This is a genomic window from Pseudomonas sp. H1_D05, assembly GCF_054682705.1.
In genome coordinates, this window is record NZ_CP162825.1 from 2,843,869 (window position 1) to 2,861,860 (window position 17,992).

General features: G+C 57.9%; 13 protein-coding genes and 1 pseudogene. 6 read left to right on the forward strand and 8 right to left on the reverse strand.

Going from position 1 to position 17,992, the window contains the following annotated elements:
* Nucleotides 1–36: 36 nt before the first annotated feature.
* The 5 genes and pseudogenes from AB4O11_RS12685 to AB4O11_RS12705 all read right to left on the reverse strand — a co-directional run bounded on the left by AB4O11_RS12685 (nucleotide 37) and on the right by AB4O11_RS12705 (nucleotide 8,710).
* Nucleotides 37–1,632 (reverse strand): ABC transporter substrate-binding protein, encoded by a 1,596-nt coding sequence (locus AB4O11_RS12685; RefSeq protein WP_093435859.1) that lies wholly within the window; start codon nucleotides 1,630–1,632, stop codon nucleotides 37–39.
* Nucleotides 1,633–1,709: 77 nt separating this feature from the next.
* Nucleotides 1,710–3,146: an OprD family porin gene (locus tag AB4O11_RS12690; protein WP_123594510.1), complete on the reverse strand. Its 1,437-nt coding sequence runs from the start codon at nucleotides 3,144–3,146 to the stop codon at nucleotides 1,710–1,712.
* A 175-nt stretch (nucleotides 3,147–3,321) separates the two neighbouring features.
* Nucleotides 3,322–4,921 (reverse strand): annotated as a pseudogene (locus AB4O11_RS12695) (ABC transporter substrate-binding protein).
* Nucleotides 4,922–5,222: 301 nt separating this feature from the next.
* Nucleotides 5,223–6,848 (reverse strand): ABC transporter substrate-binding protein, encoded by a 1,626-nt coding sequence (locus AB4O11_RS12700; protein WP_093435868.1) that lies wholly within the window; start codon nucleotides 6,846–6,848, stop codon nucleotides 5,223–5,225.
* A 260-nt stretch (nucleotides 6,849–7,108) separates the two neighbouring features.
* Nucleotides 7,109–8,710: an ABC transporter substrate-binding protein gene (locus AB4O11_RS12705; RefSeq protein WP_460130789.1), complete on the reverse strand. Its 1,602-nt coding sequence runs from the start codon at nucleotides 8,708–8,710 to the stop codon at nucleotides 7,109–7,111.
* 975 nt (nucleotides 8,711–9,685) lie between these two features.
* Between AB4O11_RS12705 and AB4O11_RS12710 the strand changes: the two genes are divergently transcribed.
* Complete coding sequence (locus tag AB4O11_RS12710; RefSeq protein ID WP_099757991.1) at nucleotides 9,686–10,042, forward strand: DUF6124 family protein; 357 nt, start codon at nucleotides 9,686–9,688, stop codon at nucleotides 10,040–10,042.
* 171 nt (nucleotides 10,043–10,213) lie between these two features.
* Here the strand turns inward: AB4O11_RS12710 and AB4O11_RS12715 are convergent, their stop codons facing one another.
* A complete protein-coding gene (locus AB4O11_RS12715; RefSeq protein WP_038357511.1) occupies nucleotides 10,214–10,930 on the reverse strand; it encodes an SIMPL domain-containing protein in 717 nt (238 codons plus the stop codon).
* Between the two features lie 314 nt (nucleotides 10,931–11,244).
* Between AB4O11_RS12715 and AB4O11_RS12720 the strand changes: the two genes are divergently transcribed.
* The 4 genes from AB4O11_RS12720 (at nucleotide 11,245) to AB4O11_RS12735 (ending at nucleotide 15,824) form a co-directional block, all read left to right on the forward strand.
* The gene (locus tag AB4O11_RS12720; RefSeq protein WP_093435878.1) at nucleotides 11,245–12,507 is read left to right on the forward strand and encodes an ATP-binding protein; all 1,263 of its coding nucleotides are present in this window, start codon (nucleotides 11,245–11,247) and stop codon (nucleotides 12,505–12,507) included.
* Nucleotides 12,500–13,060, forward strand: coding sequence for a response regulator transcription factor (locus tag AB4O11_RS12725; RefSeq protein WP_003221630.1), 561 nt, complete (start codon nucleotides 12,500–12,502; stop codon nucleotides 13,058–13,060). Before AB4O11_RS12720 ends, AB4O11_RS12725 begins: the two co-directional genes overlap by 8 nt.
* A 96-nt stretch (nucleotides 13,061–13,156) precedes the next feature.
* Nucleotides 13,157–14,884 carry an ABC transporter ATP-binding protein/permease gene (locus AB4O11_RS12730; protein WP_460130791.1) on the forward strand — a complete coding sequence of 576 codons (1,728 nt, stop codon included), beginning with the start codon at nucleotides 13,157–13,159 and terminating at the stop codon, nucleotides 14,882–14,884.
* Nucleotides 14,885–15,074: 190 nt separating this feature from the next.
* Nucleotides 15,075–15,824, forward strand: coding sequence for a FadR/GntR family transcriptional regulator (locus AB4O11_RS12735; protein WP_175559635.1), 750 nt, complete (start codon nucleotides 15,075–15,077; stop codon nucleotides 15,822–15,824).
* A gap of 3 nt (nucleotides 15,825–15,827) precedes the next feature.
* On the opposite strand, the gene AB4O11_RS12740 is transcribed toward AB4O11_RS12735, so the two are convergent.
* The gene (locus AB4O11_RS12740) at nucleotides 15,828–16,184 is read right to left on the reverse strand and encodes a hypothetical protein (RefSeq protein WP_460130792.1); all 357 of its coding nucleotides are present in this window, start codon (nucleotides 16,182–16,184) and stop codon (nucleotides 15,828–15,830) included.
* Nucleotides 16,185–16,336: 152 nt separating this feature from the next.
* Complete coding sequence (locus AB4O11_RS12745; RefSeq protein ID WP_460089872.1) at nucleotides 16,337–16,717, reverse strand: hypothetical protein; 381 nt, start codon at nucleotides 16,715–16,717, stop codon at nucleotides 16,337–16,339.
* Nucleotides 16,718–17,013: 296 nt separating this feature from the next.
* Between AB4O11_RS12745 and kdgD the strand changes: the two genes are divergently transcribed.
* A complete protein-coding gene (gene kdgD / locus AB4O11_RS12750; protein ID WP_093435890.1) occupies nucleotides 17,014–17,925 on the forward strand; it encodes a 5-dehydro-4-deoxyglucarate dehydratase in 912 nt (303 codons plus the stop codon).
* Nucleotides 17,926–17,992 lie beyond the last annotated feature (67 nt).

Below are 17,992 nucleotides of genomic sequence, written 5' to 3' on the forward strand. Positions count from 1 at the left end.
GCATCCCTGGGGTCAGGGACGCCGGGAGTTTCTTATCTACTTCACCTGGGTAGTGGCGAAGTTATTAGTGGTGAGAGGGCTGATGTGATAGCCCTCTACGTTGTTACGCATTGCAGTAAACATCCTGGTGTGGGCCATGCTGATCCATGGCTGATCCTGATTAAACAGCACTTGCGCCTGTTCGTAGAGCTTTGCGCGTTCGGCCGGATCTACTTTAGCCCGTGCTTCATCCAGCAGTGCCTGGAATTTCTCGTTGCACCAGCGAGCGTAGTTCTCGCCATTTTTTGCCGCTTCGCAACTGAGCATAGGCGTCAGGAAGTTATCCGGGTCGCCGTTGTCGCCCGCCCATCCGGCCGAGACCATATCGTGTTCGCCGGCCTTGGCGCGTTTAAGCATTTCGCCCCATTCCATCACGCGAATGTCGATCTTGATCCCGACTTTCGCCAGGTCAGCCTGCATCATTTGCGCGCCGAGCATCGGGTTGGGGTTGGTCGGACCGCCACCGTTGCGGGTAAACAGGGTAAACACGGTGCCCTCCGGAACCCCGGCTTCCTTGAGCAGCTTGCGGGCGGCATCGAGGTCACGTGGCGGGTTCTTCAGGTCGTGGTTATAGCCGAGCAGGGTCGGCGGGTACGGGTTGACCGCGACCGACGCATTGCCTTTGCCGAACAGCGCGTTGACATAGGCTTCCTTGTCAAAGGCGATATCGATGGCTTTGCGCACGCGCACGTCACTCATGTACTTGTGCTGGGTGTTCATGGCGACGTACGAGACGGTCATCGCGTCGAGCTCATCGACTTTCAGGTTGCTGTCTTTCTTGATGCTCGGGATGTCATCCGGTTTCGGATACAGGGCGATCTGGCACTCGTTGGCCTTGAGCTTCTGCAGGCGCACGTTGTTGTCGGTGGCGATCGCCAGGATCAGCGCGTCAGCCGGCGCCTTGCCACGGAAGTAATCCGGGTTGGCCTTGAAACGCACCTGCGCGTCTTTTGCATAACGCTGGAAGATGAACGGGCCGGTGCCGATCGGCTTGTTGTTCAAGTCACCTGTCTTGTTGGCCTTGAGCAATTGGTCGGCGTATTCGGCCGGGTAGATCGAGGAGAACGCCATCGCGATATCGGCCAGGAACGGCGCTTCGCGGCGGGTCAGGGTGAACTTGACCGTGTTGTCGTCGACTTTCTCGACATTCTTCAGCAGTTCCTTGAAACCCATGCTTTCAAAGTACGGGAAGCCCACGCTCGACAGTTTGTGCCACGGGTGATTCGGGTCCAGTTGACGCTGGAAGCTCCAGACCACGTCGTCGGCGTTCATGTCGCGGGTCGGCTTGAAATATTCGGTGGTGTGAAACTTGACGCCTTTGCGCAGGTGGAACGTGTAGGTCAGGCCGTCTTCGCTGATGTCCCAGGACTCGGCGAGTGCCGGGATCACTTCAGTGGTGCCGGGCTTGAAGTCAGCCAGGCGGTTGAAGATGGTTTCGGCCACAGCGTCCGCCGTGACTGCAGTTGTGTACTGGACCATATCGAAGCCTTCCGGGCTGGCTTCGGTGCAGACCACCAAGGGTTTGGCCGAGACGCCAACAGCGACACTCAGCAACGCAGCCGCGATGGCCGCACGTAGGGGAAGCATTTTCATCGATAACCCTCTGCAATCGGTTGAAGACAAAAAGCCGAACGGCCGACTCATCATGAGTCAGCCGTCGGCTGGCGTTTTTACAGGATGTTGAATGGAATCGTGGTTACGAGACGGAACTCGTTGATGCTGCCGTCGGACTGGAATTCGCTTGCACGGTGCGCGGTGTAAGTGCCGCGAATGGTGGTGGCTTTCAGAGGACCGCTTTGTACGGCATAGGTCGCCCCGATACCGTATTCATAGTGGTGTTCGCCATCCTGTTCCTGGATGCCGTCATAACCCTTGCCTGCCACGCCTTTGTTGCCGTTGTAGTGGGTGCCGTCGATGCCCCAGCCACGCGCCTGGTAGATGTTGAACTTCAGGCCTGGAACGCCGTATTCAGCCATGTTGATGGCGTAGGAAACCTGGAAGGATTTCTCGTTCGGGCCGTTGAAGTCCGACAGCAGGGAGTTGGCCAGGTAGATGCCGTTGGTTTCGTGCAGGTAGTCGAAGTACTCGTTACCGTTCACTTGCTGGTAGGAGAAGGTCAGGTTGTGGGCCTGGTGAGTCAGGCCGAACGACAGCGAGTAAGTATCGTTGTCGATATCGCCCAGCAGCTTTTTGCCTTCATCCACGGTCTTGTAGTAGTTCAGGCCGGTGGTCAGGGCGAGGACACTGCTGTCACCCAATTCATGGGTGGCACCGAAGTAGTACTGGTTCCACAGGTCTTCGACCTGAGTGCCCCACAGGCTGGTTTTCAGGCTTTCGAGCGGCTGATACGTGATGCCGGCGGTATTTACGTGGTCGGATTCGACACGGCCGTTGGCATATTCAGCACGGAATTTCTGCAGGCTTTGTTCCGAGCGTGGCGAAACACGGTCGAAAGTGGCCAGGTCGAAAGACAGGTTGTTCAGTTCTTCACTGTGCAGGGAAATACCTTCGAAACTCGATGGTAGTGCACGGTTACCGATCACGTCGACTTGCGGGCTGCTGAAGCCCATGCGGCCGGCGGTCAGAGTGGTGTTGGAAACCCGGGCCTTGATGTTGGCCAGGCCCAGCTTGCTCCACTGATCGACCGCATCACCGCTGCCCTTGTGCGTCAGCGTACGGTTGTTACCCGACGCCGTGCCAGTTTTTGGCGCGCCACCGTTACCGGCCGCGAGGTTCTCGCGGTCACGCTCCAGTGCGATCGCGTTATAGGCTGCCACTTCAGTGCTGAAACCTACGGTGCCCTCGGTGAAGCCCGAGTTGTACTTGACGATGGTGCCCTGAACCCAGTTGATCCGGCGGTCGGTTTCGGCCAGCGAACCATTCTTCTTGTAGGCGAACTTGCCGCCGCGCTTCAGTTGTTCGTTGGCGTACCAGTTACGCGTCGTACCGGTAATCGACTGTCCTTCGACGAAGCCGGTTGCTTCAGCCTGGGCGCTCTTGGTGTTGACGGTCACCGGAGTGAATGCCTGACTCTGGGTTTCCGCATAAGCCGTGGCGGTGATGCTGCTGATGGCCAGGGCCAGTATCGCGGTGCTGCTCAGTTTCATGGGTGAAGCTCCTTTACTTTCTTTTTATGCCGGCTTTTTTTGGTATGCCGGTTATTGGTTTAGAACTCGTTCACACATCGCAAACGTTTGCCAGAAGCCGGATTGGCGAATTTCGGCAAAGCGCTTGCGTGAGGGGCTAGACAGCGCCCCCCAGCATTGCGGCTAATCGTCTGGTTTAATCGATACCGACACCCGAGAACACGTTGCGACCGAACGGGCTGACTTTGAAACCCTCGATCCTGGCGCTTAACGGTTGGTTGACCGTCGAGTGGGCGACAGGCGTGATCGGCACTTGCTGTTTAAGCAATTGCTGAGCCTGTTTGTAGAGCACGGTGCGTTGGTCACGGTCAGTGACGACCTTGGCCTCTTTGATCAGCTTGTCGTAAGCCGGATCGCACCACATGGAATAGTTGTTGCCGCCAATGGCATCGCAGCTGTACAGCGTGCCGAGCCAGTTGTCCGGATCCCCGTTGTCACCGGTCCAGCCGATCAGGCTGACGTCGTGCTCGCCGTTCTTGGTGCGCTTGATGTACTCGCCCCATTCATAGCTGACGATCTTCACTTTCAGTCCGATCTTGGCCCAGTCCGCCTCGGAGCATTTCGGCCATCAGTTTGGCGTTCGGGTTGTACGGGCGCTGCACCGGCATCGCCCACAGGGTGATCTCGGTGCCTTCTTTGACACCGGCAGCCTTGAGCAGCTCTTTGGCTTTTTCCGGGTTGTAGGCGGCGTCTTTGATGCTGTCGTCGTAGGACCACTGGGTCGGCGGCATGGCATTCACGGCCAGTTGGCCGGCGCCCTGATAAACAGCGTTGAGAATCCCTTGTTTATTCACCGCCATGTCCAGCGCCTGACGCACTTCGAGCTGGTCGAATGGCTTGTGGCGAACGTTGTAGGCGATGTAGCCGAGGTTGAAACCCGGCTTGGAGATCAATTGCAGTTTCGGATCGGCCTTCAGCGCTTCAACATCGGCAGGGCGCGGGTGCAGGGTGATCTGGCACTCGCCGGCCTTGAGCTTCTGCACGCGCACCGAGGCGTCGGTGTTGATCGCAAAGATCAGGTTATCGAGTTTGACTCGGCTCGGATCCCAGTAATGTTGATTACCGGTGTAACGAATGTTCGAGTCTTTCTGATAACTCTTGAACACGAACGGCCCGGTGCCGATCGGTTTCTGGTTGATGTCGCTTGGCTTGCCTTCGGCCAGCAGCTTGTCGGCGTATTCGGCGGACAGAATGGCGGCGAAGCTCATGGCGATGTTCTGGATGAACGCGGCGTCGACGCTGTTGAGCGTGAACTCCACGGTCAGCGGCCCGGTCTTTTCGACCTTGGCGATGTTCTTGTTCAGGCTCATCCCGTTGAAATACGGGAACTCGGTTGGATAAGCCTTACGGAAAGGTTGTTGCGCATCGAGCATGCGATTAAACGTGAACAGCACGTCGTCGGCGTTGAAATCGCGAGTTGGCTTGAAGTACGGCGTTGTATGAAATTTCACACCTTCACGCAGGTGAAAGGTGTACTTGAGACCATCCTCGGAAATGTCCCACTTGGTCGCCAGACCGGGTACGACATTGGTCGCGCCTTTTTCGAACTCGACGAGACGGTTGTAGATCGGTTCGGCGGCGTCGTTATCCGTCGCTGTTGTGTACTGCGCGGTATCGAAACCGGCCGGGCTGCCTTCAGAGCAGAACACCAGGCTTTTGCTGGCGGCGAAACTGGCGGACGAGGCGGCCAACAGGCCGGCACCCAGCAATGCGGAATAAATCAAGGTATGGCGCATGACGCTCCCTCTTTTTTTAGTGTTGTTCAATGCACCGTCACCTCATCCAGAGACGTTTTGGTTGCATCGAGCTCAATCCAGTACGTACGGCAAACCGGTGGCCCACGCAGACACTGGTCAGTACCCGACGGTAGGGGCCGCGGTTCTGGCAGTAAATGCGTAAATGCCTTAAATCTCGTAGGAAAAGGCGACGCGTCCTATACCTCTGCGGTAATCCGCAGCGGAATTGGTTGTAGGCAATTTCCTAACTTCTCGGCAGGTAAAACAACGGCGACGTTATAAACGTCGCCGCTGCAGTGCCTTATTTGCTGACGCTGACGCCGTAGAAGGAGTTCAAGCCGAATGGGCTGATCTTGAAATCCTGCACGTTGGCGCGCATGGGTTGGTACACCGTCGAGTGAGCGATAGGTGTCATCGGGACTGCATCTTTGAGGACGTGTTGCGCCTCTTTGTACAGTTCGGTGCGCTTGGCCTGGTCGGTTGTACGCTTGGCTTCTTTGACGAGGCCGTCGAACTTCTTGTCGCACCACTTGGAGAAGTTGTTGCCGCTGAGCGAGTCGCAACCGAACAGCACGTTCAGCCAGTTGTCCGGATCACCATTGTCACCGCTCCAGCCAATGATCATGGCCTGGTTCTCGCCACCTTTGGAACGCTTGATGTACTCGCCCCATTCGTAGCTGGTGATCTTCACTTTCAAGCCGATCTTGGCCCAGTCGGACTGGAGCATTTCAGCCATCAGTTTGGCGTTCGGGTTGTACGGACGCTGCACCGGCATCGCCCACAGAACGATTTCGGTACCTTCCTTGACGCCAGCTTCCTTCAGCAGTTGCTTGGCTTTCTCAGGATCGTACTTGGCGTCTTTGATGGTGGTGTCGTAAGACCACTGGGTCGGCGGCATGGCGTTGACCGCCAGTTGGCCTGCGCCCTGGTAAACCGAATCAATGATTTGCGGCTTGTTGACGGCCATGTCCAGCGCCTGACGGACGCGCAGATCAGCCAGTGGGTTGGCTTCGTTGCTGCCCTTGACCTTGTCCATCACGTTGTAGGCGATGTAACCCAGGTTGAAACCAGCCTGGTCAGGCATCTTCAGGGTCTTGTCTTCTTTCAGCGCTTTCAGATCGGCCGGACGCGGGAACAGGGTGACCTGGCACTCGTTCTTTTTCAGCTTCTGAATACGTACCGACGGGTCAGTGGTGATGGCGAAGATCAGGTTGTCGATCTTCACATCCTCAGGCTTCCAGTAATCCTTGTTGCCGGTGTAACGGATGTTGGAGTCTTTCTGATAGCTCTTGAACACGAACGGACCAGTGCCGATCGGCTTCTGGTTGATGTCGGCAGCCTTGCCTTCTTTCAGCAGCTGCGCTGCGTACTCGGCGGACTGTACCGAGGCGAAGCTCATCGCCATGTTCTGGATGAACGCCGCGTCGACTTCTTTCAGAGTGAACTTGACGGTGTGGTCGTCGACTTTATCGATCTTGGTGATGTTGGTGTCCATCCCCATGTCGGTGAAGTACGGGAATTCGGTCGGGTACGCCTTACGGAACGGGTCATCCTTGTTAATCATGCGATTGAAGGTGAACAGCACGTCGTCGGCGTTGAACTCACGAGTCGGCTTGAAATACGGGGTGGTGTGGAACTTGACGCCTTCACGCAGGTGGAAGGTGTAAGTCAGGCCGTCATCGGAGATGTCCCACTTGGTCGCCAGACCAGGAATCACGGCGGTGCCGCCGCGCTCGAACTGGGTAAGACGGTTGAACATGGTTTCGGCTGAGGCGTCGAAGTCGGTTCCGGTGGTGTACTGGCCTGGGTCGAAACCGGCCGGGCTGCCTTCGGAGCAGAACACCAGGTTAGTCGCAGCGGATGCGAAAGGTGCGGAGGCTAACAAGCCTGCGCCGACTAAAAACGGAATGACCGCGTGTTTAAGCATGTTGGCCTCATGATTTGTTGTCATTTTTTAGTTGTGAGGTACGACCTCGTGAGTCGTGCCTGCGGATACTTATGCAGGGGCCATACCCATTGCAAGATCCAGAACGACTGCCGGCCACAAAGCGTGGCACGAACGTACCTTAATGTCGCATCTGTGTAACTTCTGACGCATTTGACCGTTTGCGGGTGGTTTTTACGGTGCAAATGAAGCCCCAAAACGGTGCATTGGTCACGTTGTGCGCGCCGCCTTGGGGCATGGTGTTACTTATTTATACCCACGCCATAGAAGGGGGTAAGACCGAACGGGCTGATCCGGAAGTCAGTGACCTCCTTGCGCAGCGGCTGGAACACCGTGGAGTTGGCAATCGGTGTGATCGGCACCTGCTGTTTGAGGATCAGTTGCGCCTGTTGATACAGTTTTACCCGTTGATCTTTGTCGGTGGACAACTTGGCCTGTTGCACCAGTTTGTCGTAGGCCGGATCGCACCATTTGGCGTAGTTGCTGCCTTTTACCGCCGCGCAGCTGTAGAGCACGCCCAGCCAGTTGTCCGGGTCACCGTTGTCACCCGTCCAACCATAAATCATGGCGTCGTGTTCGCCATTTTTTGCGCGTTTGATGTACTCGCCCCATTCGTAGCTGACGATGTTGGCCTTGATGCCGATTTTCTCCCAATCCTGCTGGATCATCTGCGCCGACATCCGCGCATTCGGGTTTGAGGCGCGTTGCACTGTCATCGCCCAAAGGTTGATGGTTGTACCCGGCGCAACCCCTGCTTCTTTCAGTAGCACCCGTGCTTTTGCCGGGTCGTAGGGAGCGTCCTTGATGTTCGGGTCATACGACCATTGCGCCGGCGGCAAGGCGTTTTGGGCCAGCTGGCCGGCGCTTTGGTAGACGGCTTTGATGATTGCCGGTTTGTCGATGGCCATGTCCAGCGCCTGCCGCACCTTGAGCTGGTCGAGTGGCGCGTGGGTGGTGTTATAGGCGAGGAAGCCGAGGTTGAAACCGGCCTGCTTGAGCACACGCAGATTCGGGTCTTTTTCCATCACTTCGATGTCGGCCGGGCGTGGGTAGCCGCTGACCTGGCATTCGCCGGCCTTGAGTTTTTGCAGGCGCACGGCGGCGTCCGGGGTGATCGAGAAAATCAGGTTGTCGATCTTCACGTCTTCGGGTTTCCAGTAGGCCGTGTTGGCGGCGTAGCGGATTTGCGAGTCCTTTTGGTAACGCTTGAATACGAACGGGCCGGTGCCGATCGGTTTCTGGTTGAGGTCGGCGGCTTTGCCTTCCTTCAACAGTTGCGCGGCGTATTCGGCTGATTGCACCGAGGCGAAGCTCATGGCGAGGTTTTGGACGAACGCGGCGTCGACGTTGTTGAGGTTGAAGCGCACGGTTTGCTCGTCGAGTTTTTCTACCGATTTGATTGTGGTGTTGAGGCCCATGTCGGTGAAGTAGGGGGATTCGGCGGGGTAGGCCTTGCGGAAGGCGTTATCCGGGTCGAGGAGGCGCTGGAAGGTGAAGAGCACGTCGTCGGCGTTGAAGTCTCGGGTCGGTTTGAAGTAGTCGGTGGTGTGGAATTTTACGTTTTGGCGTAGGTGGAAGGTGTATTGCAGGCCGTCGCTGGAGACGTCCCATTTTGTCGCCAGGCCGGGTTCGATGTCGGTGCCGCCGCGTTTGAATTGGGTGAGGCGGTTGAAGACGGTTTCGGCGGAGGCGTCGAAGTCGGTGCCGCTGGTGTATTGGCTGGGGTCGAAGCCTGCGGGGCTGGCTTCGGAGCAGTAGACCAGGGTTGTGGCGGCGTTTGCCAGCGGGGCTATGGTTGTTAGTGCGAGGGTGATTAATAGTGGTTTTAGAGTGAATCTTGGCATGGAGTCCCCGCGGAGATTGGAGGTGGTGGTTTTTTGAGGGTAGCGGGGATTTGGGGGTGTTCGGAAATATCGTTTTTCCTGTTGGAGTGTCTATCTCGGTATATGTAGGGGCTTTTTTGGGTACATATCCGTTGCTGCGGTAACGTCTGCTTAGGGTTTCGCCCTGACGGCGACTCACTTTTTTTCAAACGCCAAAAAAAGTAAGCAAAAAACGCTTGCTCCTACGTTCGGCCCGCTCGCTGGGGCTCGGGGTTCCTTCGCTCCGGGATCGATCCGGGCGCAGCGCCTACGGTTTGCTTCGCTGCACCTACTCCCGCTGTGTTTGGCTGCGCCAAACGGTCGCTGCGCTCCCACGCCCGGATCAATCCCTCCACTCAGCCTTCCGACGTCGCCGGTGGGTCAAGATCAAAAGCAGGCGAGCTGACACTCGGCCTATTGAGTGGTGAAGAGCGGGGCGTGGTCGGCGTTGGATTTGTGGTGGATTCGCCCCTCACCCCAGCCCTCTCCCGGAGGGAGAGGGGGCCGATTTTTGTGTTTTTCAAAGCCTCAGTTCGACGCGGTATCGCACGTCGGCGTAACTCTCCCAAACACCACGGTCAGTCCCCTCTCCCTCTGGGAGAGGGCTAGGGTGAGGGTTGGCTTTTGGCTGTTTAAATCTGATGCAAATAACCAGAACCTTCCCACAAGGTTTTCAGGTTGTCCGTCGGACGTGCGCTCTTTAGGCTCTGGGTGTCGCTGAAAACTCAGCGATCGGGAGGTGAGATTCCCGGTTATTGAATTTGGAAACCTGCACAAGCCCCTCCATAATCGCCGCCAGCTCATGCTGTCAGCAGTTTTTATGGCGGCTATGTACGGGCGGACTTTTGTCCGGCCGGGTTGGTTTCCTTACCGGTAATCTCACTCCGTGCATAGTTGCCACCTCATTTCTCGAGTGAGATCGGAAATGAATGGCGTCAGTTCATAAGGAAATTTTCCATGGATAAATTGATACCTGACCCACCCCTCGATACCCCACTCGAAGACGCCATCCGCGCCGAAGACCAGATCAAAACCCGCGAAGCCATCAAACGCGCCCTGGATTTCTACCTCAGCCCCGACCCGGTCAAACCCCGGCAGCCCAGCACGATGTTCCTGATCCAGCCGAACATCGACACCGAAAGCCTGCTGGCGCATGCCTGTGAGTCACTGGCGTCGGCGAACACGTTAACCGGTAACTTTGCCGATCAACTGGGCCGGCCCGAGCGCAATACGGCGTTGGCGATTCAGCAGATCATCATGCTGGCCGAGCTGGCGGTGAATCGGGCGCTGGATCGGGTTGATCCACAGACCTGAGACCGCGTTATCGTTCTTCGCGAGCAAGCTCGCTCCCACAGGTGGAATGCATTTCAAACTGTGGGAGCGAGCTTGCTCGCGAAGACGGTGGTTCATCCACAGCAAATCCCAGGCACAAAAAAACCGCCGATCATTCACCGATCGGCGGTTTTTCATTCAGCGCAAATCAAATCACTGCATCAACACTTCAATCGAGCCATCGGCGGTCATGCTGACCTGACTGGTGCCCGCTTCAACTTCCGGCGTCACTGGCGCCGAATCCATCGCCGCCGCTTTCATCATCATCGGTGCGCGCAGGTACGGTTGTGGATAACCGTTGCTGTTGAGGTTCAGGTTGACGATTTTGTAACCCTTGCCGCCCAGTGCATCAGTGGCCAGTTGGGCGCGGGCCTTGAAGGCGGTCACTGCTTCTTTGAGCAACTGGTCTTCACTGGATTTGCGGGTCGGGTCGGCGATGGCGAAGTCCATGCCGCCCATTTTCAGATCGCCCAGCAGTTCGCCGGTGAGTTTGGACAGGGCGGCGAAGTCGGAGCTTTCCAGGCGCAGTTCGGCGCGTTCACGCCAGCCGGTGATCTTCTGGCCTTTGGTGTCGTAGATCGGGTAACTGTTGCGGCTACCCTGGCGCAGGGTGATGTCTTTGACTTGCTTGGCCTGGGCCAAAGCCTTGTTCATGGTGGTGCTGACGTCGGCGGCGAGTTTGGCCGGGTCGGTGTTTTGCTCTTCGGTGTAGAGGGTGACGATCATCAGGTCGCGGGCGACTTCCGTGCTGACTTCGGCGCGCAGGGAAATCTGGTTGTAGTGCAGCTCATCGGCGGCCAGGGCCGGAAGGCTGGCGATGCTGCCGACGGTCAGGGCGAGAAGGGCGGCGCTGCGGCGAAATGTGTGCATGAAAGCTCCTTGATGAGGGCGCAGGTGATGGTTCGGGGGCCTGCGTGAAACCATCAGACTCTAGCTTTTATGCTCCGGTTCGCCCAGTTACAACTTCTATACAGATGGCCGGGGCTGCTGCGCAGCCCTTCGCGAGCAGGCTCGCTCCCACCTTTGAATGCGTTCCCCTGTGGGAGCGAGCCTGCTCGCGAAGGCGTTCTTATAGCCGCCGCAAATATTTTCGCCATGTGGTCGTTTGCCGCACTTTCGCCTCTCAAGGGCGCGGCTTGGTTATACTCCGTGCGATCCGCCTGGAGCGCTCATCAGGAGAGCTCATGCTCGCCCCCGTACAACTGACATCTGCCACTCGCCAGAACCTCTGGCGGCTGACTTTCATCCGCACCCTGGTGCTTGCCGCGCAGGCCGGCTCCGTAGGCCTGGCTTACTGGCTGCAACTGCTGCCGTTGCCGTGGGTGCAACTGGCGATGACCCTTGGCTGCTCGACACTGCTTTGCGTGTTCACTGCCGTGCGTTTGCGCACTTCGTGGCCGGTGACCGAACTCGAATATGCGCTGCAACTGGCCTGTGATCTGGTAATCCACAGTGCGCTGCTGTATTTCTCCGGCGGTTCGACCAACCCGTTTGTTTCCTACTATCTGGTGCCGCTGACCATCGCCGCCGTGACGCTGCCGTGGCGTTATTCGGTAGTTCTCTCCGGTATCGCATTGGCGCTGTACACCGTGATGCTGACGCGTTTCTATCCGCTGGAAACCCTGCCGGTGGCCCGCGAGAACCTGCAGATCTACGGCATGTGGCTGAGCTTTGCGCTGGCCGCTGCGGTGATCACCTTCTTCGCCGCACGCATGGCTGAAGAGCTGCGCCGTCAGGAAGAGTTACGCGCGATCCGCCGTGAAGAAGGCCTGCGCGATCAGCAATTGCTCGCCGTCGCCACCCAGGCCGCTGGCGCTGCCCATGAACTCGGCACGCCGTTGGCGACCATGAGCGTGTTGCTCAAGGAAATGCAGCAGGACCATCCCGACCCGATGTTGCAGGATGATCTGAAGGTGCTGCAGGATCAGGTCAAACTTTGCAAGGAGACCTTGCAGCAACTGGTGCGGGCCGCCGAGGCCAACCGGCGTCTGGCTGTCGAGATGCAGGACGTCACCGACTGGCTCGACGAAGCGCTGAATCGCTGGCACCTGATGCGTCCGGAGGCCAGTTATCGCTTCCACCGTCTCGGCCAAGGCACCGTGCCGCGCATGGCGCCGCCGCCGGATTTGACCCAGGCCTTGCTGAATCTGCTCAACAACGCCGCCGACGCCTGCCCGGAAAACCTCAAGGTGACCCTGGACTGGGACGCGGAAACCGTGACCATCAGCATCCGTGACCACGGCGCCGGTGTGCCGCTGGCCATCGCCGAACAGATCGGCAAACCGTTTTTTACCACCAAGGGCAAAGGTTTCGGCCTGGGCCTGTTTTTGAGCAAGGCCAGCGTGACACGCGCCGGCGGCTCAGTGAAACTCTATAGTCATGAGGAAGGCGGCACGCTCACCGAGCTGCGCCTGCCTCACGGCGCCCGAGGAGACCAACATGAGTGACGAAATCCAAGTCGAAGGCGAAGAGCTGCCGCATTTGCTGCTGGTCGATGACGACGCAACGTTCACCCGAGTAATGGCCCGTGCCATGGCTCGCCGTGGCTTTCGCGTCAGCACCGCAGGTTCTGCGGAAGAAGGCCTGACCATCGCCCAGGCCGATCTGCCTGATTACGCCGCGCTCGACCTGAAAATGGACGGCGATTCCGGTCTGGTGCTGCTGCCCAAGCTGCTGGAGCTGGACCCGGAAATGCGCGTGGTGATCCTCACCGGTTATTCGAGCATTGCCACCGCGGTCGAAGCGATCAAGCGCGGCGCCTGCAATTACCTGTGCAAACCCGCCGATGCCGACGACGTGCTGGCCGCGCTGCTGTCCGAACACGCCGACCTCGACAGTCTGGTGCCGGAAAACCCGATGTCGGTCGACCGCCTGCAGTGGGAACACATCCAGCGCGTGCTCACCGAGCACGAAGGCAACATCTCCGCCACTGCCCGCGCCTTGGGCATGCACCGCCGCACCCTGCAGCGCAAACTGCAGAAGCGCCCGGTTCGTCGCTGAACCTGCGCTGAACGACTATCGCCAGCCCTCGCGATAAAACGCACCGATCATCTATGATCGGTGCGTGTCTGTTCTTTCCTATTTCGAGCCTTATCCATGAATCAGAACGCTGAATATTCCGCGGTCAACGATGCTGTGCGCGGGCAGTTTTTTCGCAAGGTTTGGGCGATGATCACGCCTTACTGGCGCAGCGAAGAGAAGGGCAAGGCCTGGACGCTGCTGATTGCCGTGATCGCGCTTACGCTGTTCAGCGTATGGATCGCGGTGTGGCTCAACAGTTGGTACAAGGATTTTTACAATGCCTTGCAGAAGAAGGACGAGGCGGCCTTCTGGCAGTTGATCCTGTATTTCTGCGGTATCGCGGCGGTGGCGATTCTCGGCTCCGTGTATCGCCAGTATCTGACGCAAATGCTGACCATCCGCTGGCGTGCCTGGCTCACCGAAAAGCATTTCACCCGGTGGCTGGAGCACAAGAACTACTACCAGCTGGAGCAGGGTGGCTATACCGATAACCCGGACCAGCGGATCTCCGAAGACCTTAATAAATTCACGGCCAACACACTGGCCCTTGGCTTGGGTCTGATCCGCACAGTCGTCAGTCTGGTGTCGTTCTCGATCATCCTGTGGGGCGTTTCCGGAAGCATTGAGGTGTTCGGTTTCACTGTTCCCGGTTACATGTTCTGGTGTGCATTGGTGTACGCGGTGATTGGTAGTTGGCTGACGCATTTGATTGGCAGGCGTCTGATCGGTTTGAACAACAACCAGCAACGTTTTGAAGCCGACCTGCGTTTCTCGATGGTGCGGGTTCGCGAGAATGCAGAGAGTATCGCCTTGTACAACGGCGAGCCGAATGAAAACCGGCGCCTGAGTAACCGTTTCGGTCTGGTCTGGCACAATTTCTGGGACATCATGCGGGTGTCCAAGCGGCTGACGTTTTTTACCTCGGGTTATGGGCAGATCGCGATCATTTTTCCGTTCATGGTGGCGGCCCCACGGTACTTCAGCGGCAAAATCGAACTCGGTGAGCTGATGCAAATCAACTCGGCCTTCGGCAATGTGCAAGAGAACTTCAGCTGGTTCATCAGTGCTTATCAGGATCTGGCAGAGTGGCGCGCTACGTGTGACCGGTTGCTGAGTTTCCGCAATGCGATGAGCAACAACGAAGAACGCACCCCGGCCATCGATGTGCAGAATCAGGGCAGCGAATTGAAGGTGCACAACCTCGGTCTGGATCTGGCCGATGGTCGCCATCTGTTGACCAGTGCCGACATGACTGTGGAACCCGGCGAGCGGGTTATGCTCAGCGGCCGTTCTGGCAGCGGCAAGTCGACGCTGCTGCGGGCGATGGGGCATTTGTGGCCGGCGGGGCACGGCAACATTCGTTTGCCGGCGGCGCGGTATCTGTTCCTGCCGCAGAAACCGTATCTGCCGATCGGCACTCTGCGCGAGGCGTTGAGTTATCCACAGCCGGGCAACAGTTACGCGCCGGAGCGTTATGCACAAGTGCTGGAAACCTGCCGCTTGCCGCATCTGATTGGGCGACTGGACGAGGCCAATCACTGGCAACGCATGCTCTCGCCGGGTGAGCAGCAACGACTGGCTTTCGCCCGTGCGTTGCTTTACGCACCGCAGTGGCTGTACATGGATGAGGCGACTTCGGCGATGGATGAAGAGGATGAAGCGACGCTTTATCAGGCGCTGATCGATCAATTGCCGGGGCTGAGCATTGTCAGCGTTGGCCATCGCAGCAGCTTGAAACGCTTCCATCCACGGCACGTGCGGATCGACAGCGGCCATTTGGTTGAACAGACCGTGACTGCCTGATCACCGTTAAACCCCTGTAGGAGTGAGCCTGCTCGCGATAGCGTTGGGTCAGTCACATTGATGCTGAATGTGCGGACGTCATCGCGAGCAGGCTCACTCCTACATAAAGCGATTTGAACAGGCCAGTGATCGTACAACCCGCTTGAGCTATGATGCCCCCAAGCCGAATTTTCGAGACAAGATGCACACCATGGAAAACCTGATCGACACCCCGCGTCTCCCGCGCAAGCGCCGCAGCCTGGCCCAGGAACTGGTGACGGTGCTGAGCGAGCAGATCCGCGATGGCCTGCTCAAGCGCGGTGACAAACTGCCTACCGAGTCGGCGATCATGGAAGCCCATGGCGTTAGCCGCACCGTGGTGCGCGAGGCGATTTCCCGTTTGCAGGCGGCCGGTCAAGTTGAGACCCGCCACGGCATCGGCACGTTTGTGCTCGACACGCCAAGCCCGAGTGGTTTCCGCATCGACCCGGCCACTGTCGTCACCCTGCGTGATGTTCTGGCGATTCTCGAATTGCGCATCAGCCTCGAAGTCGAATCTGCCGGCCTTGCCGCGCAACGTCGCAGCGCCGAGCAACTGGCGACCATGCGCGCCGCCCTTGATGCGCTCAACGAAAGCGCTGCCCATGCCAGTGATGCTGTTGCTTCGGACTTTGCCTTCCATCTGGAAATCGCGCTGTCCACCGGCAACCGTTACTTCACCGACATCATGACCCACCTGGGCACCAGCATCATTCCGCGTACGCGGCTGAATTCGGCACGCCTGGCCCATGATGATCAGCAGCACTACATGAGCCGCCTGAGCCGTGAGCACGAAGAAATCTACGACGCGATTGCCCGTCAGGATTCCGATGCAGCGCGTGCGGCGATGCGTCTGCACCTGACCAACAGCCGTGAAAGACTGCGCCAGGCCCATGAAGAGGCACAGGCGCAGAGGGGCTGAGGGTTAAGGCTCCAGTTTGAATTTGGCTTGAGAAGAGATCACTTCAATACCAGACGGTTTGGTGATTTTGTACGTTAAGGTGGCTTGTTCACCCGCTACCGCACCTACTGCAAACGCACTCTTCGGGATCGCAAACGCAATGGGCTTCCCGACATGTTGATGAGTAATAGCGATTGCTCCGCTAGTCCAGGAAGTCCCTTGAGTTCTCTTGAGGAACAACTCGATTTGGTCTCCTGCCAACGCGCCATGGCCGTTAGGTACTTTGGCATCTGTCGGGTCGGAAAGTTGGCTAATGCGGACTGTGCCGTTTTCGGCTTGCTTGAGAGTCGGGGCTGGCAAGGTTTGAGTTTGTGCGTTCATGGTCAAGATCCGTCTATTAAGCTTTAGGTTATCGAAGGCGCCGGCGCATTGATGTCACCCGCGCGCTTCTATTTAAGAAGCGCGTAGCCCTCTTACACACCTGTAAGAAATACCAGTTCCGACGAACGGTAACCGCTCCCGCACGACAAGGTTCAGCCCTCAATCCGCAACCTCAACACCTCCGAAAACGGCTCCATACTCGACTCATCGCAAAACTTGTAGCGCAGTTCAATCTCCCTGTTCAGGTACGGACGGAGCACTTCTTTAGGCAACTGCAACTCGATCCCCGTCAGTTTTTCCATCTCGTCTTCAGCATCGTCCCAAGTGCCGGTGTTCACTTCTTCGCCTGCCCATTCCGGCTCTTGCGGGTCGTCGCCGAGAATCGGGTAGACGCTCCAGTTCGCCGGGAAGTCGCTGGAATCCGGGACGAGTGCGGTCAACACATCGGGCAGTGTCGATAGCTGAAGCGTGAGGATGTCGGAGGACGAAGCGGCGATTTGCGAAAGGGTCGGGGCAGCGTAATTCGTGGACATTTCGGTTTCCTTCGGTGGTCCGCCACGATCCTTCGTGGCAGTCGTCGCACCTTACCCGGCGTGGTAGCTGCGCTCAGTAAACGAATCTTGACCAGACATTTCTGCAATGTAGCCCAGTAAAAACAGGCCTTTACGCTGATTCGCCATTTGGCTTAAACACTTTTGTCCGACAAAAAACCACCCACAACGATGAAATGCAGTTGACGGTTATCTTTTAAGTTGTACGATGACCTACAACTTCAGCGAAGGCTGAACGGACCAATCACAAAAAACGTTGCTACCAGGGTGTTCGAATAATGAATCCACAAGAACTGAAGTCCATCCTCTCTGCCGGCCTGCTGTCCTTCCCGGTGACCGATTTCAACGCGCAGGGCGATTTCAACCGCGCGGGCTACATCAAACGCCTGGAATGGCTGGCTCCGTATGGCGCTTCAGCCTTGTTCGCCGCCGGCGGCACCGGTGAGTTCTTCTCCCTGGCCGCCAGCGAATATTCGGAAATCATCAAGACTGCCGTCGACACCTGTGAAACCAGCGTGCCGATCCTCGCCGGTGTCGGTGGTTCGACCCGTCAGGCCATCGAATACGCTCAGGAAGCCGAGCGTCTGGGCGCCAAAGGCCTGTTGCTGCTGCCGCACTACCTGACCGAAGCTAGCCAGGACGGTGTTGCTGCTCACGTTGAAGCCGTGTGTAAATCGGTCAACATCGGCGTGGTCGTCTACAACCGCAACGTTTGCCGCCTCAACGCGCCGCTGCTGGAACGTCTGGCCGAGCGCTGCCCGAACCTGATCGGCTACAAGGACGGCCTGGGTGATATCGAGTTGATGGTGTCGATCCGTCGCCGCCTCGGTGATCGCTTCAGCTACCTGGGCGGTCTGCCGACCGCCGAAGTCTACGCCGCGGCCTACAAGGCGCTGGGCGTGCCGGTTTACTCCTCGGCGGTGTTCAACTTCATTCCGAAAACCGCGATGGACTTCTACCACGCGATCGCCCGTGAAGATCACGCCACCGTCGGCAAGATCATCGACGACTTCTTCCTGCCATACCTCGACATCCGCAACCGCAAGGCCGGTTACGCCGTGAGCATCGTCAAGGCAGGCGCGAAAATCGCCGGCTATGACGCAGGCCCGGTGCGGGCGCCGCTGACCGATCTGACTGGCGAAGAGTACGAAATGCTCGCCGCGCTGATCGACAAGCAAGGTGCGCAGTAACACCCGATAAAAGCGAGGCCGCTGAGCAATCAGCGGCTTTTTGCGTGAAGGCTTTGAGATGTGAGGG